This window comes from Spirosoma soli, from assembly GCF_042684525.1.
Lineage (GTDB): Bacteria > Bacteroidota > Bacteroidia > Cytophagales > Spirosomataceae > Spirosoma > Spirosoma soli.
Map to the genome: position 1 here is coordinate 357,432 of NZ_JBHULN010000005.1, position 19,756 is coordinate 377,187.

A 19,756-nucleotide genomic window follows, 5' to 3' on the forward strand; every position below is an offset into this window, starting at 1 on the left:
ACGGAGCGGGTTAGAAGGTGCGGCTTAGTCCAATGCTGGTAATCTGACGGCCTGACTGAATCAGCAAGGACGTTCGGGCGGGCTTTGGCTTTCGGACAACCATATAAACCACATTAGCTACGGCCACCAGGGCGGCCGCACCTGCCACCACGGTAAAGGTGCTTTTGTTCTTATCAATCTTAGCTTTTAGGTCATTAAAACGTTGCAGATCGGCTTCGTTGTCGGCAAATTCTTTGCTATTATACTCGTCTACGTCTTTGTTCAAGCCTAAGGCGATCGTAGTGGCATAACCCGCTAATCCGGCCGTGGCTACCCAGCCGATGATCGGGATTATCGATTTTTTACGTACAACCGTCCCCGGCTCGGCAACGCGGTCGACGCTGGATTTTACGGCCGGCGAAACTGCCGACGTGCTTTTGTCCGCAGCCGCTACGGTGGCTGGGTCCGTAGTTGTCACCATACGAGCTACCCGCAGTAATACCTTTACATCTTCGTTGAGCCGGACGTTATCACGCACAACATCCCAGGCAATTAATTTGCTCTTACCCGGTTTGAGCCCTGATCCTACGTCGCCGTTCACGCTCGTGGGCCGGACGATACGCCCTGAAGCGGTTTCAAGCTCGATGTAAATCGAATCGCCGGGTGATACCTGCGGCAGTTCATACTCAATAATGACCTTGCGCACGGTTGGATCAGTACGTAGCCGGACGTTAGTGGCCGATGTCTGTGCTTCTACCCGACCCGATAGATGCAGCAGGACAGTAACGCAGCTAAGGATTATGTGATGGTGCTTTTTCATAAGTAATAAGAAAGGACAGATCAGGGTTCACGCACAACTCGAAAGCCAGTTTCGTTGGGCGGGGTGGCAAAACTTCGGTCGGCCACGCGGCAAAAGTTCGATTTATAAGAACCACCTCTGGCCACCCGGGCGGTACCTCTGGTGGGCCCAGTCGGGTTAATAGCCGTTCCCGTCAGTGTACTGTAATAGTTCACGGCGTATAGGTCAGCACAATGCTCATGGACGTTACCACTCATGTTGTAGATACCCAGTTCGTTGGGGGCTTTTGCCATGCCGCTACCCGGCTGCGAAACGTTTGTCTGGGCCACGGCGGCCAGGTTATTGCTACCCGCGTACAGAAACCCCTGGCTTTTGGTACCCCCACGAGCGGCAAACTCCCACTCGGCTTCAGTTGGCAGGCGATACCGCTTGCCATTATTCACTTTGGTAGTTAGCCACTGGCAGTAAGCATTGGCATCGTCCCAGCTGACATTGACTACGGGGTACTCATTGATCAGCCCCCAGGGCGGAGTGGCAGGTGCGGCACGCTTCGTATCGGTAACGAAGTCGTTGTATTGCTTAACCGTGATTTCGAATTTACCAATGTAAAAGCCGCTCAGTTCAACGTCGTGAATAGGCATCTCATCAACGTCGCCATCGCCCCCCATTTTGAACTTACCGCCCTGCACAGTTATCAAATCTACCAGGGGTGCATTGGTTATGTCGGGGAGCTGAGTGACAGGAGGTGGGGGCGGAGGGGTTACTATCTCACGAATTGTTTTATCGGCTACATCCCATTTAGAGCAGCCCGCCAGCAACAGAATGAGTGTAAGAAACGTATAGAGTGTGGTACGCATACTGGTAAATGGACTAAAGATTCAGGTACTTTCCTCAGCAAACAAGAGCACTTTCAACTGACGATAACATGTTCATATATAGCCTGTTATTCCATAGAAAATATAGCGTAAAAATGACGTCAGCATACGATCAAAGCGGCATTATATTGAGCAAGCGGTAAACGTCTTTGAGTAACCGGTTATTCTACGCTCCCGAGTAAATACCTCATTATGATCATATTATGAAAAATATATTCATTCATCGGCTCTCGTTAACCACTTCATTTAAGTTAGTCGCAGTCAGCATTGCCGAGGGCAACAAGTGTACTTCAGGTTGTGGTATGTTTTTGGCTAGACGAGCTACTGGATACCGACAAGTTTATCGTCTGGCGATTGTTCTCTCAGTAAACGGGACAATGTCTTTGAGACCATTCGTTAGCTTTGGAGCCGTCTAGTAACATATTTCCCCCTGTACTCGTTATCAACAGGAAGCTTGTCGCTCCGAAGTGGCACTAAACTGACGTAGTCAGTCTTAAAATTTGTTCAACTATCTCGACGAATGTCCGTGTCGAAGTCGATAATTCGGGTTCTGTTTGGTCTGCTTGCGCTCGTGCTGTTGCTGGTGGGGTTTGTGGTGCTTGTGGCCACTACGCCCTGGGGGCAGGGCTTTGTGACAAAGCAGGTCAATAGTTATTTGGCAAAAAAAATTCAGTCGCCCTTTCGGATTGGACGCATCAGTTATTCCATTCCAGACTGGATTGAACTCGAAGACGTGTTCTTTAAAACCCCCAAAGGCGATACACTCATCGACGGTGGCCGCATGCGTGTAGACCTTGATATGTGGGGATTACTTAATAACCGGGTAGCTATTAACCAGGTCGAACTGGAACGCATTCGTTTGAATATCAGCCGTACGTTGCCTGATACGTCCTTTAACTTCCAATACATTTTAAACGCATTTGACACAGGCACCGCCCCTGAACCCTCAGACACAGCCTCGACTCCATTAGCGATTAATCTGACAGGGATTACCCTCAAAGATGTGCGTATTAAATACCGCGATGATGTGGTCGGCGCGGATGTTAATGCCTCTCTCGATAGCCTACGAGCCAACTTCAAAGAGACTGACGTTGATAAGTCACGGTATCATTTGTCGGACGTTACTATAGATGGCCTCAATGCCTTTACCCGTTTGTACGAAGGTTTACCTACACCCCCTAGCCCCCCCAGCGACCCAAACGATTCGCTCGATATTGGTTTAGGGAAGTGGCAGGTAAACCGCGCCAAGTGGGACGTCCGGGTTGAAACTGCTGATTTTAAAACGCAGGGTAGCATCGGACGACTAGCGATGGAAACGGATTATTTCTACCTCAACGGCTCAAAGATTGGCATTCGATCGCTTAATCTGGCCAATGCCGATATTGCCGCCGTTCTGACTAAACCAACCCGAAAAGCGACAACAACCCAGCCCACGGCAACAACCGCAACGACCACCCCAGGCTGGCAGGCCAAACTGAGCAATGTCCGCTTCGCCGACAACCGGCTGCGTTTTGACGATGAAACCGCTCCCCGGCAAAAGCGCGGCTTAGACTACGGTCATCTTGACTTGCAGAACCTAGGCATTGACGGCCGGTTTTTAACGTATGCTGATCTGGGTTCACGGGGCCAGCTCATAAGCGGTCAATTGCGCAATGGGCGGTTCCGGTCAACGAGCGGGTTTGTGCTTCAGAGCCTGAACGGCGACGTACTATATACCGACAAAACGACCAGCGTGACTCGGCTATTCGTGCAAACCCCGACCTCGCTCCTGCGTGATCAGCTGGTGCTGCGTTACGATTCCCTGGCCCAGCTGAGTGATCCACGATTTGCTAAGCGCGTGAGCGTTAATGTCAATCTGCGCCAAAGCCGGTTGTCCGTTGACGATGTGCTACAACTGGCCCCTTTCCTGGCCGACACCCCTCCCTTTGCGGGCAACCGTGGAGGTGTCTTCACGGCCAACGCGCAGGCAACCGGTACGCTGGCCGCCCTGAACCTGCCCCGACTTGAATTTGCGATGCTTTCGGGCACACGAATTCGGGCGAAGGGTCGTCTGACCAACGTAACGGACCCCGAGCGCCTGGGGGTAGATATTGACATTCAGGAAGGCACAACCCGGCTGGCCGACATCAACAAACTAGCACCGAAAGGGTCTATTCCCCCATCAATTGCCCTGCCGCCAGCGCTGCGGCTAACCGGGCAGTTGAAGGGTCAGCTGAACGATCTTATTCTGGATGCCAACCTGAACACCGACTGGGGAACCGCTAGTTTTGATGGTCGGTTGGCTGGCTTTGTTTCGGGGAAGAACCAGACCTACAAAGGAACGCTCGACCTGGATAACTTCGATGCCGGCAAATGGCTCAAGCAAACGGGCACCGTTGGCAAACTAACCGGCCGGGCTACCGTCGATGGTCGGGGCATTGACGTCAACACACTCACTACGCGCTTTGATCTCAACGTGCAATCGGCCGAGTTGAGTGGCTACCGATACCAGAATCTCGATGCCGAAGGGAACCTGACCAATGGTAACCTGACCTTGACGGGTGGCCTTAAAGATCCGAATGCGAACCTATCGCTGGACATTCGATCGAATCTGAAAGGAGAATTTCCGAGTGTAGAAGGTCAGACAGTGATTAACGAGCTGAATCTACAGCCGTTAAAACTCTACAATGACCCCTTATCGCTCAAAGGACGTATCCTACTGGACATGGCGTCGACCGATCCGGCCAAACCCGTAGGAACCGTTTCTGTGGGCGACGCCGTCGTTACGTTATCCGGTAAAAGCTATCCGATTGATTCGCTGTATGCCCGACTGGCGGCCAACGGCACCAACAAGACCGTGGTGGCGCAGGTGCCGGGGGCTCGGGTTAATCTCGATGGTCAGTTTGAATACACTCAGTTGTACGACATTATTGCCGGAGAAATCAGCAAGTACATTGCTATACCGGCCTTAACCTACAAACGAATTCCGCCCCCCTACGCCTTCACCGTTGGCATGAAAGCGTATCAGAATCCGTTGTTGCAGGCCTTCGTACCATCGCTGACTAGTTTGGACACGGTTCGCTTGAACGCGTACTTAGACAATACAAGGGATACAACCCTATCGGCGACGCTCCGTACTGGTGTAGTTGTGTACGATACCACCACTTTGCAGGGAAGCCGCGTGACATTACGTGGGGTTGGCAATCAACTGAATGTCAATGGGCGCATTGATGGTGTTCTGTACGACGGTATCACCGTTCGGCAAACGAATCTGACCGGAACGGCGGCTAATAATCAGTTTCGGTTTGCGGTTATCAACAAGGACTCGGTTAATCAGGACCTGCACGGCATAGCCGGTACACTCAGCATTGTCGACTCCAGCTACCGGTTTCAGTTTGCCAAAAATGGGTTGCTTACCAACTATCAGCGGTGGGAAACCGACACGACCGGCTTCGCGCAATACGGTAAAGACGGTGTACTGGTAAATAACATACGGATTGAGCAGGACCAGCAGTCACTGGAAATTACGAGTACTGAACCGTATGGCAATGCTCCAATCCGGGTTACTACCCGCGCCATTGAATTAGCGAATCTGGCCCGGCTGGCTAATCAGGACACAACCCTGGCCAGTGGGCAGCTCAACGGTACCATTGTCGTACGCGATTATCTGGCCGAAGATAGTCAGCTGGCGTTTATCGGGTCCATTTACGTCGATAGTCTTCAGGCAATGAGTAAGCCGATTGGTAACCTGACCGCCCGTTTCCGAAATAATACCGATGGGCGTATCAACGTCAATACGTCCCTCGCCGGTCCTTATAACGATGCCACAATAACGGGTTTCTACAACCCCGAAAATGCCAAAGAAGCGCTCGACTTAGCCATCAGCCTCAAAAGATTAGATGCGCGCACGATTGAAGCCTTTAGCTTCGGCGAACTGCGGCAGGCCCGGGGTAAACTTACTGGCGAATTCAGCGTGGCTGGTGCCATTGACAATCCAAAATTAAACGGTAATGTCGCCTTCGATTCCGTGGCGTTTAACATTAAGCAATTAAACGCCACATACCGCATCGATAACGAAAAGCTGGCGTTTGCGGGTCAGACGATAACGCTGAATGACTTCAACGTGCGCGATACACTCGGCCGAACCCTCACGACTGATGGCACAGTTGTCCTGAAAAATCTTCCTAACGCCACGTATAATCTACGCGTTCGGGCCGAGGAGTTCCAGGTATTAAATGCCGCCCGAAAAGATAACGATTACGCCTACGGCCAAGCCGCCATTAGTGCTGATCTGCGCATTAAAGGAGCCGGTTCTAACGCGTCCATTAATGGAAAAGTCAAGCTCGAAGATGGAAGTAAAATATCCATCGTACTGCCTGATGAATCGTTAGGAGCCGATACCGGAGAAGGCGTGGTGGTTTTTGTCAATCACAGCGACTCGTTAGCACTGGCGAAGTACTTATACCGTCCAAAACGCGACAGCCTGGCCCCACGCCTGGCCTTTGAAGAACTCAGTAACTCGACCATTTCGCTCGACCTCGAAGCGGATGAGAAGTCGGAGCTTACTATTGTCGTCGACGAACTAAACGGCGACTACCTGCGGGCCCGGGGCAACGCTCAACTTAACGTAGGCGTAAATGCGGCAGGGCAAATTACGGTGCTGGGCCGCTACGACGTAACGGAAGGTGAGTACTCGCTGACGTATCAGGTCTTGAAGCGTCAGTTTCAACTTCAGAAGGGTGGCTACATCCAGTTTACCGGCGATCCGCTCAAGGCGGACATTAACATGACCGCTATCTATAAGGTATCGGTTCCTCCCGCCGACTTAATTGGCAATGAAACGACAAGCGCGGATGCTTCAGGTTCGGCAGCTCAGCGTAAATTACCGTTTGAGGTAGCGTTAACTATTAGCAATAATCTGGCCGCACCCAAGCTGGACTTCGACATTCGGCTCCCCGAAGCTGAAGACGGTAGTTCGGGTGGTATTGCCTCAAACGCTTTTGCCACGACAATCGAAAATAAGCTAAAAACGCTTCGTCAGGATCAGTCACAGATCAACAAGCAGGTCTTTGCATTGCTAATTCTGAACCGGTTCCTGCCCGAAAATACGTCTGATTTCTTCTCGGGTAATAACAACAGTGGCGGTTTAAACAACCAGGCTGAAAACCTGGCGCGTAACAGCGTTAGTAAACTGATCTCTGACCAGCTCGGGCGACTAGCTTCGGGCGTGCTCAAAGGCTTTGATGTTGACTTTAACTTGCTTTCTCAAACCGGTAGCGCCAACACGGGTGGCACAACCAACGGAGCCAGAACTGATTTGAACGTTGGTTTATCACGTAGTTTTCTGGCCGGACGGGTAACCGTGTCGGTGGGTAAAAACTTCGTGCTCGAAAACGCAGCTGGTGCCGCTACGTCGAACAACCAGGTATTCGACAATTTATCGGCAAACTACAATGTCACCCGAGATGGCCGCTACGTCTTACGGGCGTACCGCCGTAACGATTACCAGGCCATTCTGGACGGCTATATTATTGAAACGGGTGTTGGCTTCGTCATAACAGTGGATTACAATACGTTCTCAGACATATTCCAACGATCACCCAGCCCCACGCCTACGCCCACGGTAAACTGATTATGATTGATCGTGTATTTAAACCTCTCATCGGTTCTTTAACTATCTCTCATGTACAGCGAGAGATCCGGTGGCTTTGTTTCCTGTCGCTGCTATCGCTCAATGCCTGCAACATTGCCAAGCACCTGCCCGCCAATGAGCGACTTTACACAGGAATCGATGTCGTTATCAACGCGGATTCAACGGTCTCTAAAAGCGATCAGTCGGCCGTTCAGACCCAACTGTTAGAGCTGGCCCGGCCCAAGCCTAACTCTCAGTTATTCGGTTATCCGTTTAAGGTCGGTCTCTACTACCTCTTTGGTGAACCCAAAAAGCCAAAGGGTTTCCGCGCCTGGTTCCGACGTAAGTTTGGTCAGGAACCCGTGTTGGCCAGCGCTAAAGCCATTTCGTCGAACATTCCGATCTGGGAAGCGACGTTGCAGAACCAGGGGTACTTTGGCTCTCAGGTTACTGGGTCGTTAAAAGAAGAAGGCTATAAAGCACGAGGGGTTTATCAAGTCGATCTGAAAACTCGGTTCTATATTGATTCGGTAGCTTTCCAAAAAGATACAATTCCTGAGCTTCAGGAGTTGGTCAAAGCACTGAACGCATCGGCCCGCCGAACGATCATCAAGAAAGGAAGTCCTTACAGCCTCGATAATATCAAGCTGGAGCAGGAACGGATTGGGCAAGCCATTAAACAGCGGGGATTCTTTTATTTTATACCGAGTTACCTGATTACGTTGGCGGATAATGATACGGCCACCCACCGAACGACCCTGTATTTCGCGATTGAGCCGACAATGCCTACTGCGGCTGGCGTTCCTTATTCCATTCGCAACGTATTTATCTATCCCAACTATAACCTCTCGACCGCCCAGATTGATACCAATCGGCGTTTGGCTTATCAGTCTGACGAACGGTTCAGGATTGTCGATTCAACCCGACGCTTCGATCCCAGGCTGTTCCGCGATGTGGTAACGGTGCGGCCCGGTGCCCGCTACAATAGTCGACAGCAGGATTTAACCCTGTCGCGGCTCACTAATGTAGGGGCGTTCAAATTTGTCCGGAACCGATTTGATCCGGCGGAGCAGGGTGATTCAGCTGTGCTGGACGTAAGCTACTTTCTGACGCCTGCCCCCGCCAAGTCGATGCGCCTGGAGTTAGATGGCACCTCGCGTTCTAACAACTTTAGCGGTACGCAGCTGATTGCCAGCTGGCGAGACCGTAATGCCCTCCGACGTGCCGAGCTGCTTACCATAAATGCAACCGCCGGTATCGAATTTCAAATTGGTGGTGGAATTGAGGATCGAGCCACGAACTACCGATTTGGCCTAGATGCAACACTGAGCTTTCCACGGCTGGTAAGCCCGGTCAGCTTTAAGTACGACCAGCGCCAGGCTTTACCAAAAACTAACATAACGGCCGGGTATCAAACCATTATCCGTGGCGGGCTATACCGCATCAACTCATTCTACACAACGTTTGGCTATTCGTGGCGGCAGAACCAGCAGGTTGAACATACGTTTCAGCCGTTCAACGCAAACTATGTGTATGTGCCGTTGCCCGCCGGGGACCGGCTTTATGAGATTTTAGAGAGTGATACCGTGCCGAAGATTATAAAGGATCAATACAATGCCATTCTATCATCTGGTCAACTTATCCTCAGTACATTATATACGTTTGCTTATAATTCACCAACCCGTTCTCAATCTCCAACGACGTATCGTTTAACATTCAATGCTGAAGCGGCTGGAAATTTGGCTAGCTTGGTTTTTCGTAAGCCCATTCCTAATGATGATCGAAACGGTGTATTCAACGTTCCCTACGCGCAGTACCTTCGCTTTGACGTAGATGGGCGCTTATATCGTCGTTTAGGGGCAAATTTGACATGGGCCAACCGCGTGTTTGGAGGTTTAGGTATTCCGTACGGTAATTCAAATGGGTTCCAACTACCATTTACTAAGCAGTATTTCGTTGGGGGGAGTAACAGTATTCGTGCTTTTCGGCCAAGGGCTATTGGACCTGGTTTGTTCACGCGTGACACTCTTCGTAACATAGCTCCTTTTCAAGAGGGCGGAGGAGACATTCGACTTGAGGCCAATACAGAATTACGAGCAAAATTCAACAAGTATATAGAAGGAGCTGTCTTCGTCGATGCAGGTAATGTATGGACGTACTACAATGCAGCCCAGTTCTCTGAAGATGCCAGTGCATCTAAATTCACTCCCGAATTCTATAAACAAATCGCTATTGGCACCGGGATTGGTATCCGCATTGACCTATCGTATTTCTTAATACGTCTTGATTTGGCAACGCCCCTCCGGAAACCGTACAAAACGAACGGTAGCGAGTGGGTCATTGACCAAATTGACTTCGAGAACCGCGATTGGCGTAAGCAGAATCTGGTATTCAACATCGGGGTCGGTTATCCATTTTAAGGGAAAGGTTTAAACACAGAGTAAACGGAGGAAGGCACGGAGAGTACAGAGTTTTTTACTTCTCCGTGTTCTCTGTGAAACCTCCGTTCCCTCTGTGTTTAAACTCCTTTTTTCAGCACAGGCTGCAAAACTCCCCAGACCGTGTTCGCCACAATTTTATGGCCAGCAGGCGTCGGGTGAATACCATCCGGCTGGTTCAGCCTCGGGATACCACCGACACCCTCGAGCAGGAATGGAATCAGCACCGCCTTATTTTTATCGGCAAGCTCTTTGAACAACTCCCGAAACTCCCGCGTGTACGTAGTACCCAGGTTTGGCGGAATCTGCATACCCGCCAGCACAATGGTCGCTTCGGGACTCTTCCGACGAACCGTATCCATGATGGCTTGCAGGTTTTCGCGGGTAGCCTTGAGCGGAAGACCCCGTAACCCATCGTTACCACCTAGTTCCAGCACGAACACAGCAACCGGCTGGCGCATTACCCAGCTGATCCGACTTCTGCCCCCGGCGGTGGTTTCTCCACTGAGGCCAGCATTAATAACCTGGTAATTCAACCCAGCGGAATCGATCTTCTGTCCAACTAAGGCCGGAAACGCTTGAGACGGTTCGACACCATAACCAGCGGTGAGGCTATTTCCGTAAAATAGGATGACCGGCTTCTTGGCCGTCGCAGCCGAACGAGACTCGGCCGACGTTGCCTGATTATCCGTAGCTGTCGATGTAGAGTTAGTCTTTGAGTCGGAGGAGCCGCAGCTGCAGACCGTTAAGAGCAACAGGAGGCCGCTTATCACGGAATACGACGTTTGCCTTATTCTTGAGAACTTCATTGTTTTTGTGTCAGTTTGTGATATAAACGCAGAGTAAACAAAGTTTTCCACCGAGAACACAAAGAAAAGCCAAAACTTGGTGCTCTTTGTGAAAAACTCTGTCCGTTCTGTGTTTAAAACAAACGTTTCATGAGCATCTTACGCGTCGAGAATCTGACCAAAACATACGCCAGCGGTGGCCGTGACCTGACCGTTCTACATAGCGTTAACTTCACGCTCGAACCCGGCGATACGTTTTCCATTGTGGGCCCATCGGGTAGTGGTAAAACGACACTCCTGGGCTTATGTGCTGGCTTAGACCGGGCGTCGTCGGGTAGCGTTTATCTAAATGACATTCGTTTGGATACGCTCAACGAAGACCAACGGGCTGCCATCCGAAACCAGTACGTTGGCTTTATCTTTCAAAACTTCCAGCTACTGCCTACACTTACCGCCCTCGAAAACGTAATGGTTCCGCTGGAGCTACGTGGTGAGAAAGGCGCTCAGAAAACGGCGCAGGAACTACTCGATCGGGTTGGCTTAGGCCAGCGGGGGCACCACTACCCTACTCAACTATCGGGTGGTGAACAACAGCGTGTTTCGCTCGCTCGGGCATTCGCGAACCGGCCCAGGCTGCTTTTCGCCGATGAGCCCACCGGAAACCTTGACGCCGACACCAGCGCGACTGTAGTTGACTTACTATTCGAACTGAACCGCGAGGCTGGTACGACCCTTGTTCTGGTCACGCACGATCTGGAATTGGCCTCCCGAACTCAACGCATTATTCGTATCAAAGGCGGTACGGTTGTATCGGATTCCAAAGAGCGAAAGAGTGAGATAGTGAAAGAGTGATCAACTCCACTCATTCGCTCATTCACTCTTTCACTATCTCACTCTCTATGAACTTCTCCTGGCTTTTCAAAATGGCCTGGCGCGACAGCCGCCGGAGCCGACAGCGCCTACTGCTGTTTATGTCGGCTATTGTGCTGGGCATAGCAGCTCTGGTGGCGATTAACTCCTTCGGCGACAACCTCGCCCGTAGCATCGACGATCAGGCCCGCGAACTACTCGGCGCCGATTTGACGCTCTCCTGGAATCGCGCTCCTTCGCGCAAAACGCAGCAACTCCTCAAGACAATCGGGCGCGATCGTGCTTATGAAGTATCGTTTGCGTCGTTAGTCTCAATTCCGAAAACCGGGGGCGTTCGCTTAGCGCAGGTAAAAGGATTGGAAGGCCGTTTTCCCTATTACGGCACCTGGGAAGTCCAGCCAGCGTCGGCTATTCAAACCTTTCGGCAGGCCAGCAGCCGCGTAGCCTTGGTTGACGATGCCCTGCTTGTTCAGCTGAATGCGCAACCCGGCGACTCCGTTAAGGTGGGTAATCTCTCGTTCCTGATTGCCGGTCGGGTGACTAAAACTCCCGGTCAAGCCGCCATTGCCGCCACGGTTGCCCCGACAGTATTCATTCCTAACCAATTTTTAGCGAACACGGGACTACTGCAGCGAGGCAGCCGGGTTAACTACAAATACTACTATCAATTCGCCCCCGGCACGGACGTTGACAAGTACCTTAAAACCATTGCAGCCAGACTGGATAAAGATGGCGTAAACTCCGATACCATCGCCGAACGCAAACGCCAGACGGGCCGCTCGTTTGGCGACCTGACCAAGTACTTAAGCCTGGTGGCGTTTGTCGCTTTACTACTCGGCTGCGTAGGGGTGGCCAGCGCGGTTCAGTTATACGTCAAAGAGAAAGTAGCTTCGGTAGCTATTTTGCGTACACTGGGGGCTAGCGGACGCCAGGCGTTACTTATTTATCTGCTTCAAACCGCGCTTATGGGTCTGATTGGTGCCACCATTGGTGCTTTGGTCGGGTCAGTAGTTCAGCTTGTCTTGCCACAGGTGTTTGGCAATTTCTTACCCGTTACGGTACAAACGACCTTGTCGGCACCAGCCATTTTAAGCGGCATCGGGACGGGCCTGCTTATTTCGGTTTTATTCGCCTTACTCCCCCTACTGGCCATTCGGAACGTATCGCCTTTGCGAACCCTCCGCACCTCCTACGAAGCTGATCTGAGCGGTCGTGATCCATTTCGGTGGTTGGTTTATCTGCTCGTTGTTGGGTTCATTATTGGCTTTGCCTACTTACAAACCCGAAACCTGACGCTCGCCTTTGGGTTTACGGGCGGATTAGCCTTGGCATTCGGCATTCTGACCGCCTTGGGTCTGGGCCTGATCTGGCTGGTACGCCGTTTCTTTCCGGCGTCCTGGAGTTACGTCTGGCGGCAAAGCCTGGCCAACTTATACCGACCCAATAACCAAACCCTCATTCTGGTAACCGCCATTGGTTTGGGCGCTTTCCTGATTGCTACGTTATACCTGACCCAAGGGTTACTCCTCGGCCGGGTGGAGCTGTCAGCCAGCGGCAAGCAGCCAAATATGGTCTTGTTCGACATTCAGAACGAGCAGCTTGCCGGAGTTCGTTCATTAGTCAATCAGCAGAAGCTACCGATTTTGCAGGAAGTCCCCGTTGTGACCATGCGCTTGAATGACATCAACGGGCGCACGGGAGACGCCATCCGAAAAGATACGTCGGCGAAGATTCCAAACTGGGCTTTCACTCGTGAGTACCGCGTTACGTATCGCGATTCGTTGATTTCGTCGGAGAAGCTGGCTTCAGGCAAAGGCCCCTATCAGGCCAACGGCAATGTGTATGTGTCCATTGAACAGGGCTTCCTCGACCGATTACATCTCAAACTTGGTGATACGCTTAACTTCAACGTGCAGGGCGCTCCCATTCCAGTAATTGTTGGTGGCACTCGCGAGGTCGACTGGAACCGCGTTCAAACCAATTTTCTGCTTGTGTTTCCAAGTGGCGTACTGGAACAGGCTCCTCAATTTCACGTTTTGATGACCCGGGTGCCCGACAACCAAACGTCGGCGGTGCTTCAGCGTGGTCTTGTGAGCCGCTTCCCGAACGTATCGGCCATTGATCTCGGCCTGATTCTGAAAACGGTGGATGAGATACTTGGCCAGATTTCGTTTGTCATTCGCTTTATGGCGCTGTTCAGCATCTTAACCGGTTTATTGGTACTGGCCAGTTCGGTCGTTATCAGCAAATACCAGCGTCTGCGCGAGAGTGTTCTCTTACGCACCCTTGGTGCCAGCCGCAACCAGATTCTACGCATCACCGCGCTTGAATACGGTTTGTTGGGGCTGTTGGCGGCCCTGTCCGGCATTCTACTGTCGCTAGCCGGAACGTGGGCCCTGGCCCAGTTCGTTTTTGAAGTCCCTTACCGCCCCGATTTCTTGCCGTTAGTTGTCATTTCAGCCGTTGTTACGGTGCTAACCGTAGTAATTGGCGTTTTCAACAGCCGCGAGGTACTCGTCAGGCCACCGCTGGACGTGTTGCGTAGCGAAGTATAAAAAGGGGTGCGTCTCACCTGATTAATGACTTTCTTTGAGGTATATAAATCGGTAAACTATGCGTGTTGCAGAAGCATTTGAAGATGTGGCCAGCAGTCTTGCTCAGTTAGTTCCTGATAAAATCATTACATTGAAAGCTCCACAAGCCATGTCGGCACGGGTCGAACAGCTCATCTCCCGTAAGAAAAATGAGCTAATTACACCCGAAGAAATAACAGAGCTGGAACAATTTTGGCGCTCGACTTATTTATTAGCCTAACTGAAGCACGCGCACGAATACTGCTGGCTTCGTGAGGAAAGCGCTTTCTGCCAAGATTCGTCAGTTGGTGGCTCAACGTGCGGGTTATCGCTGTGAATACCGCCATTTTTATGAAGACGATTTAATCAACCATCTCACTAGACGTTTACATTAAACTAGTGCTTTACCAATTTAAATTTTATAGCTGATCAAATAATAATCTCCTGACTATCAAACCTATAAGGTTTTAAAACCTTATAGGTTTAAATTGCTCAAGTACTAGATGGTTTTCTTGCTTGTATAATTTATCAGTTTGAGATTAATAGTTTTACAATCTTTGCAAGATTGATATATTTTGATAGAGACATTTGACTGAACACAACAAGTTGAAAGAAGTAGCTACGAGAAAGAATGATATTATCTAATCTTCGTCAAAGTTACTTTTCCTAGACGCATTGGATAATAGTTCTCATCAGAATAGGTATCCAAACGTGAGGCCAAAACGAGGCAACAGCCGTTCGCCACTCATCGCTTCGGGTACGATGTGTTCTAAAGCTGGGCGTTGGGTCGGTACCTGGTAATGAAATCCAAGGAAGGTCTCTAACGTAAAGCGCCGACCGATGGGAGTCTGGATGCCCGCTAATGCACCGGGCATCAATACGTATAATTGTCGTTTCTCCTGGATGGGCAAGTTATTCGGGTCGCGGACCAACTCGCCTTCGCTGTCTAATTGATAATCATCAATCGTTAACCGGGCTAAGCGACTGTAAAGGCCTACATAAACTCCAAGTGGTGCATGATGGCGTCGCGTGAGATAGTAGCGTGACTCAATCGTAAGCCGTTCATACTGAAACTGGCCCGGTGACGGCACGTTAGCTTCGTACTTGTAAGTGTACGTTTCCTGGCCGAAACCTAACCCGACGACGATGGCGAGTCGCTTGGTCAGGCCGCGTTCGTAAAAGACCGATGCATCGGCTCCCAGTAAACTTAATGGGTTAATCTTGACAATGTTTCTACGGACAGCTACTGAATCCAAACCAGTTTGGGCTTGAGCCGCATTGACTACAACAATCAACCAAAGGCAGTATAGTATTGCTTTCATTAAAGCTAAAGTAAAACGTTGGTATATATTTTTTCACGCTATTGCTGAACATTTATCGTTTACATATAGACATGATCTAAATCCGTTGCTTAAAACCACTACTTACTCCTTGCCGAATGACCTGCTTATAAAAAAGCACACGGCTAGTGTAATTTCATTACTAATTTCCATAGGACGATAGGACGGTACACATGAGAGGTATGTTGCAGGGAACAGAAGCTACGGAGTAGCCTACAATCAGCTGTTGTAAAGCGGTCAGAACTACAGGACCTTGTAGATTCCTTGCTTTGTTAGCCATCCACCAGGACGGTTTTTGTCTGTACAAACTCCTCAGGTTAAGTTTATTAATTATGTAATTTTCATGAAATTATTCTAATGTAATACAGCGCTTCAAGAAATAAGTCAATTGTTAACCTTAGAGACAATAGCCTCCTCTGGTCCTTTTACTGAATTTATATTGGCAGTCATAATAAACTCTCGTTTTGATTTTTCCGTGATTACAGGGCGAGAATTGTAGCCACCCTCAATTACAAAATAGTACTGTTTACCGGAGTCGAAATGAAGAAAGTAAGGCTTATTATCAATGATGAAGCTTAAGCTATCACCAATGGTTTGTATCACTACCCAAGTACGTGATTTAACTTGTATAGGCTTTTTCTCGTCCGTGCTCGTTCTGATCTCGTAAAACGTTCCTGATATCATATTCAACAAATTAATCTTCGCTGGAGCCACTACCTGAGCCTTACCTCCTGCGCTTATTAAACAAGTGATGATCACAGCTGCAATTAACTTTTTCATGGTTAATATATGTTGTATGAGTCGGCTATATGCTAAGAGTGCCCAAAATAGCTGAGAGACGTCCAGACAAAGAATGAACTAGTTTGATCTACCAAGCCACCTGGTAACTCAAAGGCTAAGATTGTTACCGATTACTGCTTCCTGCATAGCTTTTACTGCGCCAGATAGCCTCCGTCAATGGGATAATAAGAACCGGTCACGAACGACGCCTTATCCGACGATAACCAGAGTACCAGTTCGGCCACTTCTTCGGCCTTACCGAGCCGCCCGATTGGGTGTAAGTTGATTAGCTGCTGACGGGCTTCGTAGGGAAGTGCCGTTAACAGGGGCGTATCAATATAAGCAGGGCCAACCGCGTTAATGCGAATGCCTTTCGATGCATTCTCAAGCGCGGCTGTTTGTGTCAAGCCGACCACCGCATGTTTAGCCGCTACGTAACCCGGCGAGTTCGGCGTTCCTACCTGTCCCAAAATCGAAGCCATGTTCACAATAGCCCCATGCCCCTGCTTTACCATCTGGGCAAGCTGGTACTTCAGGCAGTAGAAAACGCTGTTCAGGTTGATGTTGATAATCTTTTGCCAGCCTTCCAGGCTATAGTCGGCAACGGTGTTTAGTTCGCCACCAATGCCCGCATTGTTGCAGGCAATGTCGAGCCGGCCATAGCGGTTGACAACATCATGAACCAGGCGTTGGCATTCGGCCGGGTCACCAACATCGGCCAGCACAAAATGCGATTGAACATCCATTCCTTTAATCTGTTCAACCACTACCTGCCCCTTTTCGGCGTCGATATCCGACACAAGTACGTTGGCACCATGTTGGGCATAGAGAAGAGCGATAGCCTTACCAATTCCAGAAGCAGCGCCGGTAACAAGAGCCGTTTTACCAGCCAGTGAATGTTCCATAAGGTTGTACGTTTGTAACAAAACCTGGCAGGTCTGGAATGGTTATGTTTTAATCGTAAAAGGTTTTTTATTAACTTATTAATCCCTAACAACGTCGGATCTGGTGTGTAATAATGTACGAAAATGGGCAGTAGTTACTGGTTACCTACCGTTACTCCAACCCGCTTTATTGCTGATGGTTGGCCTTATAGGTATCTCCGCGATTGAGACAGTCAATGGCCGGCCAACGAGTAAAATTACCATAAACATTCTTGATGAATCTAGCGGCAAACCCACGCCCGTACGTGTGCGACTCACGCAAAACGGCCGCCCCGTTAAACAGATTCCTCTTGAAGCAGCCGCCGTTATGTATGGCCTATGGGACCACGAAGACGGCTACGCTTTTCAACCCGACAGCTCGTTCTACGTTGCAGGTCGCTTTCATATGTCCTTACCGCCGGGTATGTATCAGCTGTCACTTTCTAAAGGCAATGAGTATCTTAAACAGCAACACACGCTGGTGGTCACGGCCGGGAAACCGGTGCAGCGAACGTATCGCTTGAAACGCTGGATCGACATGGCTGCCAAAGGCTGGTATTCGACTGATGGGCACATTCACCTTCGGCGCTCCCCGCGCGAGAATCCCTACATCATGACGTGGTTAAAGGCTGAAGACGTCCACGCGGGCGTTTTGTTACGCATGGGCGATTTCTGGGAAACGTATTTTCCGCAGTATGCCTACGGTCAGAAAGGCGTCTATCAGGAAGGAAACTATCTGCTCACGAGCGGCCAGGAAGATCCCCGGACATCGGAGCTAGGTCATGTTTTCGCGCTGGGAGCCGCCGATCGTGTCCGCAGGCGGGATCGGTATTACTTTTTCGATGAGATTTTCGACAAGGTGCATGAGTTAGGCGGTTTAACCGGTTATGCGCATCAGGCCGAAACCTTTCATGGCTACCGTGGCTTAACCCTTGATGGCCTTCGGGGCAAAGTGGATGCCTTTGAGCTGCTTCAGTTCTGCGTCGACGGCAATCCCTTACATACCGAACATTATTACCACTTTTTAGATTTGGGCTTTCCACTTACGGCCACGGCCGGCTCCGACTTTCCATGGTGCGGTCAGGACCACGGCCACGGACCACCAGAACGGACCGCTCAAATTGGCAACGCCCGGTTTTATGCCTACGTCGGTAACGCAACCTCCCGCAAACCATTTAGTTATTCGGCCTGGCGTTCGGCTATTCAGGCGGGGCATACTTTTGTGTCGAGCGGCCCGACACTCTATTTACGGGTGAACGATGCCCTACCCGGCGATGTCGTTGACGTTAAACGGGGTAGCGCGGTCAGCATTACAGTCCATGCGTACGGCAATACCCAACAGGTTCCGCTCGATACGCTTGAGCTGGTTAGCCACGGTCAAGTAATCGGTCGGGTAACGGCGCACGAGGCAGGTCAGTCTGCCAATCATCTGTCACTTAGCTTATCCCTTCCATCGGTAAAAAAAGGGCAGTGGATTGCGGCCCGATGCTCGGCCGGGCCGGGTCAGGCAGCACATACTACACCTGTTTACGTAACAGTAGAAGGCGGAGGCTTTTACAATCCTGCTACAGCCAGCCGATACCTGGATCTAAGCGAACAATACTTACGTGAAATAGAAGGAACTTTTGAAGGCGCTCACCCAAACATTGAAGAGCAAGCCTGGAAGTATCAGGAAGGTTTGAAAAGCCGCATTGCTGAAACGCGCCGAATCATTGCCGAATTACGGCAAAAGCTACGGTAAATGTAGGGCTTGACGCACTAAACTAGGGCGCGTGGACAATTAGGTAAAAGTGAGGTGGTTTTGCAACTTTGCTGAATGCGACGCTATGAGATTACTGACCAACAATGGCAACGAGTGGCTCACTTACTACCCGGCAAAGTCGGTGATGTAGGACGATCGGCGACGGATAACCGCTTGTTTATCAATGCTGTCCTGTGGATCGCTCGCAGTGGCGCTCCCTGGCGTGATTTGCCTGAACGCTTCGGCCCTTGGAACTCAGTCTACCGCCGATTCCGGCGGTGGGCCAAGACAGGCGTCTGGCAAACCGTTTTCGAGGCCTTACAGGAGCCTGACTTGGACTGGCTGATGATCGATTCGACAGTCGTGCGGGCGCATCAACACGCAGCCGGGCAAAAAAAAGCGATCCCGCCAGTGAGTGTTTAGGCCAATCGGTGGGTGGCTGGAGCACGAAGATTCACGCTACCGTTGATGCCTTGGGTAATCCGTTGCGCATCATTGTGACGGTAGGTGAGCGGGCTGATGTCACTCAGGCCGAGGCTTTGTTAATGGACTATCAAACCGATGCGGTGTTAGCCGACCGGGGCTATGACGCCAATTCGTTGGTTGATGCCTTGCAGCAGGCAAACGTCGAAGTGGTCATACCTGCGAAAAAGAGTCGGCTTGATCCCCGACGAATCGATGAGGATTTGTATAAGGATCGTAACAAAGTAGAGCGTTATTTTAACAAACTTAAGCAGTACCGGCGGGTAGCCACCCGTTACGAAAAGACGGCCACTAGCTTTGTGGGATTCGTCTATTTAGCATCGGCCATGATTTTGCTCTTGTAATTGTCCACGCGCCCTAGTTATACTACCGACTTAATAAAAAGTCGCCCTACGTACAAAACAAAGTTGCTGATGAGGTATTTATGAGTTGTTTGTGTTTGAGTCGTTATAGGGATAGGTATTGTACATCCTGAATGTACTCAACGCCCACACAAGCTACTATTAACAGATTTAACAGGCTGTTGGCGTTGAGCGTTGGTAATCGACAATAACGA

General features: G+C 50.4%; 12 protein-coding genes and 1 pseudogene. 7 read left to right on the forward strand and 6 right to left on the reverse strand.

All coding sequences use genetic code 11. The features are described 5' to 3' along the window. Positions 1 to 10: 10 nt before the first annotated feature. Together ACFSUS_RS11050 and ACFSUS_RS11055 are read right to left on the reverse strand one after the other, a co-directional pair. Positions 11 to 799 (reverse strand): hypothetical protein, encoded by a 789-nt coding sequence (locus tag ACFSUS_RS11050; protein ID WP_381522459.1) that lies wholly within the window; start codon positions 797 to 799, stop codon positions 11 to 13. 20 nt (positions 800 to 819) lie between these two features. Continuing rightward, positions 820 to 1,635 (reverse strand): formylglycine-generating enzyme family protein, encoded by an 816-nt coding sequence (locus ACFSUS_RS11055; RefSeq protein ID WP_381522461.1) that lies wholly within the window; start codon positions 1,633 to 1,635, stop codon positions 820 to 822. A gap of 538 nt (positions 1,636 to 2,173) precedes the next feature. Here ACFSUS_RS11055 and ACFSUS_RS11060 point away from each other — a divergent pair. Together ACFSUS_RS11060 and tamL are read left to right on the forward strand one after the other, a co-directional pair. Then, entirely contained in the window at positions 2,174 to 7,264 is a 5,091-nt protein-coding gene (locus tag ACFSUS_RS11060) for a translocation/assembly module TamB domain-containing protein (RefSeq protein WP_381522463.1), read from the forward strand. 2 nt (positions 7,265 to 7,266) lie between these two features. Continuing rightward, positions 7,267 to 9,684, forward strand: coding sequence for a translocation and assembly module lipoprotein TamL (gene tamL, locus ACFSUS_RS11065; protein ID WP_381522464.1), 2,418 nt, complete (start codon positions 7,267 to 7,269; stop codon positions 9,682 to 9,684). Positions 9,685 to 9,782: 98 nt separating this feature from the next. Here the strand turns inward: tamL and ACFSUS_RS11070 are convergent, their stop codons facing one another. Next, positions 9,783 to 10,511, reverse strand: coding sequence for an arylesterase (locus ACFSUS_RS11070; RefSeq protein WP_381522466.1), 729 nt, complete (start codon positions 10,509 to 10,511; stop codon positions 9,783 to 9,785). Between the two features lie 129 nt (positions 10,512 to 10,640). On the opposite strand from ACFSUS_RS11070, the gene ACFSUS_RS11075 reads away from it, so the two are divergent. From ACFSUS_RS11075 to ACFSUS_RS11085, 3 genes are read left to right on the forward strand one after another with little or no spacing between them, the layout of a single operon-like run. Continuing rightward, a complete protein-coding gene (locus ACFSUS_RS11075) occupies positions 10,641 to 11,342 on the forward strand; it encodes an ABC transporter ATP-binding protein (RefSeq protein WP_381522468.1) in 702 nt (233 codons plus the stop codon). 47 nt (positions 11,343 to 11,389) lie between these two features. Further along, entirely contained in the window at positions 11,390 to 13,915 is a 2,526-nt protein-coding gene (locus tag ACFSUS_RS11080; RefSeq protein ID WP_381522471.1) for an ABC transporter permease, read from the forward strand. Positions 13,916 to 13,973: 58 nt separating this feature from the next. After that, positions 13,974 to 14,174, forward strand: a complete 201-nt coding sequence (locus ACFSUS_RS11085; RefSeq protein ID WP_381522473.1) for a hypothetical protein — start codon at positions 13,974 to 13,976, stop codon at positions 14,172 to 14,174. A 451-nt stretch (positions 14,175 to 14,625) separates the two neighbouring features. Here the strand turns inward: ACFSUS_RS11085 and ACFSUS_RS11090 are convergent, their stop codons facing one another. The 3 genes from ACFSUS_RS11090 to ACFSUS_RS11100 all read right to left on the reverse strand — a co-directional run bounded on the left by ACFSUS_RS11090 (position 14,626) and on the right by ACFSUS_RS11100 (position 16,958). Continuing rightward, complete coding sequence (locus ACFSUS_RS11090; protein WP_381522475.1) at positions 14,626 to 15,255, reverse strand: hypothetical protein; 630 nt, start codon at positions 15,253 to 15,255, stop codon at positions 14,626 to 14,628. Positions 15,256 to 15,657: 402 nt separating this feature from the next. Further along, positions 15,658 to 16,053: a hypothetical protein gene (locus ACFSUS_RS11095; RefSeq protein WP_381522477.1), complete on the reverse strand. Its 396-nt coding sequence runs from the start codon at positions 16,051 to 16,053 to the stop codon at positions 15,658 to 15,660. Positions 16,054 to 16,205: 152 nt separating this feature from the next. Further along, on the reverse strand, positions 16,206 to 16,958 hold the full coding sequence (locus ACFSUS_RS11100; RefSeq protein ID WP_381522479.1) for an SDR family NAD(P)-dependent oxidoreductase: 753 nt from the start codon (positions 16,956 to 16,958) through the stop codon (positions 16,206 to 16,208). 175 nt (positions 16,959 to 17,133) lie between these two features. Between ACFSUS_RS11100 and ACFSUS_RS11105 the strand changes: the two genes are divergently transcribed. Together ACFSUS_RS11105 and ACFSUS_RS11110 are read left to right on the forward strand one after the other, a co-directional pair. After that, complete coding sequence (locus tag ACFSUS_RS11105) at positions 17,134 to 18,717, forward strand: CehA/McbA family metallohydrolase (protein ID WP_381522481.1); 1,584 nt, start codon at positions 17,134 to 17,136, stop codon at positions 18,715 to 18,717. Positions 18,718 to 18,792: 75 nt separating this feature from the next. Next, positions 18,793 to 19,544 (forward strand): annotated as a pseudogene (locus tag ACFSUS_RS11110) (IS5 family transposase). Positions 19,545 to 19,756: the final 212 nt, after the last annotated feature.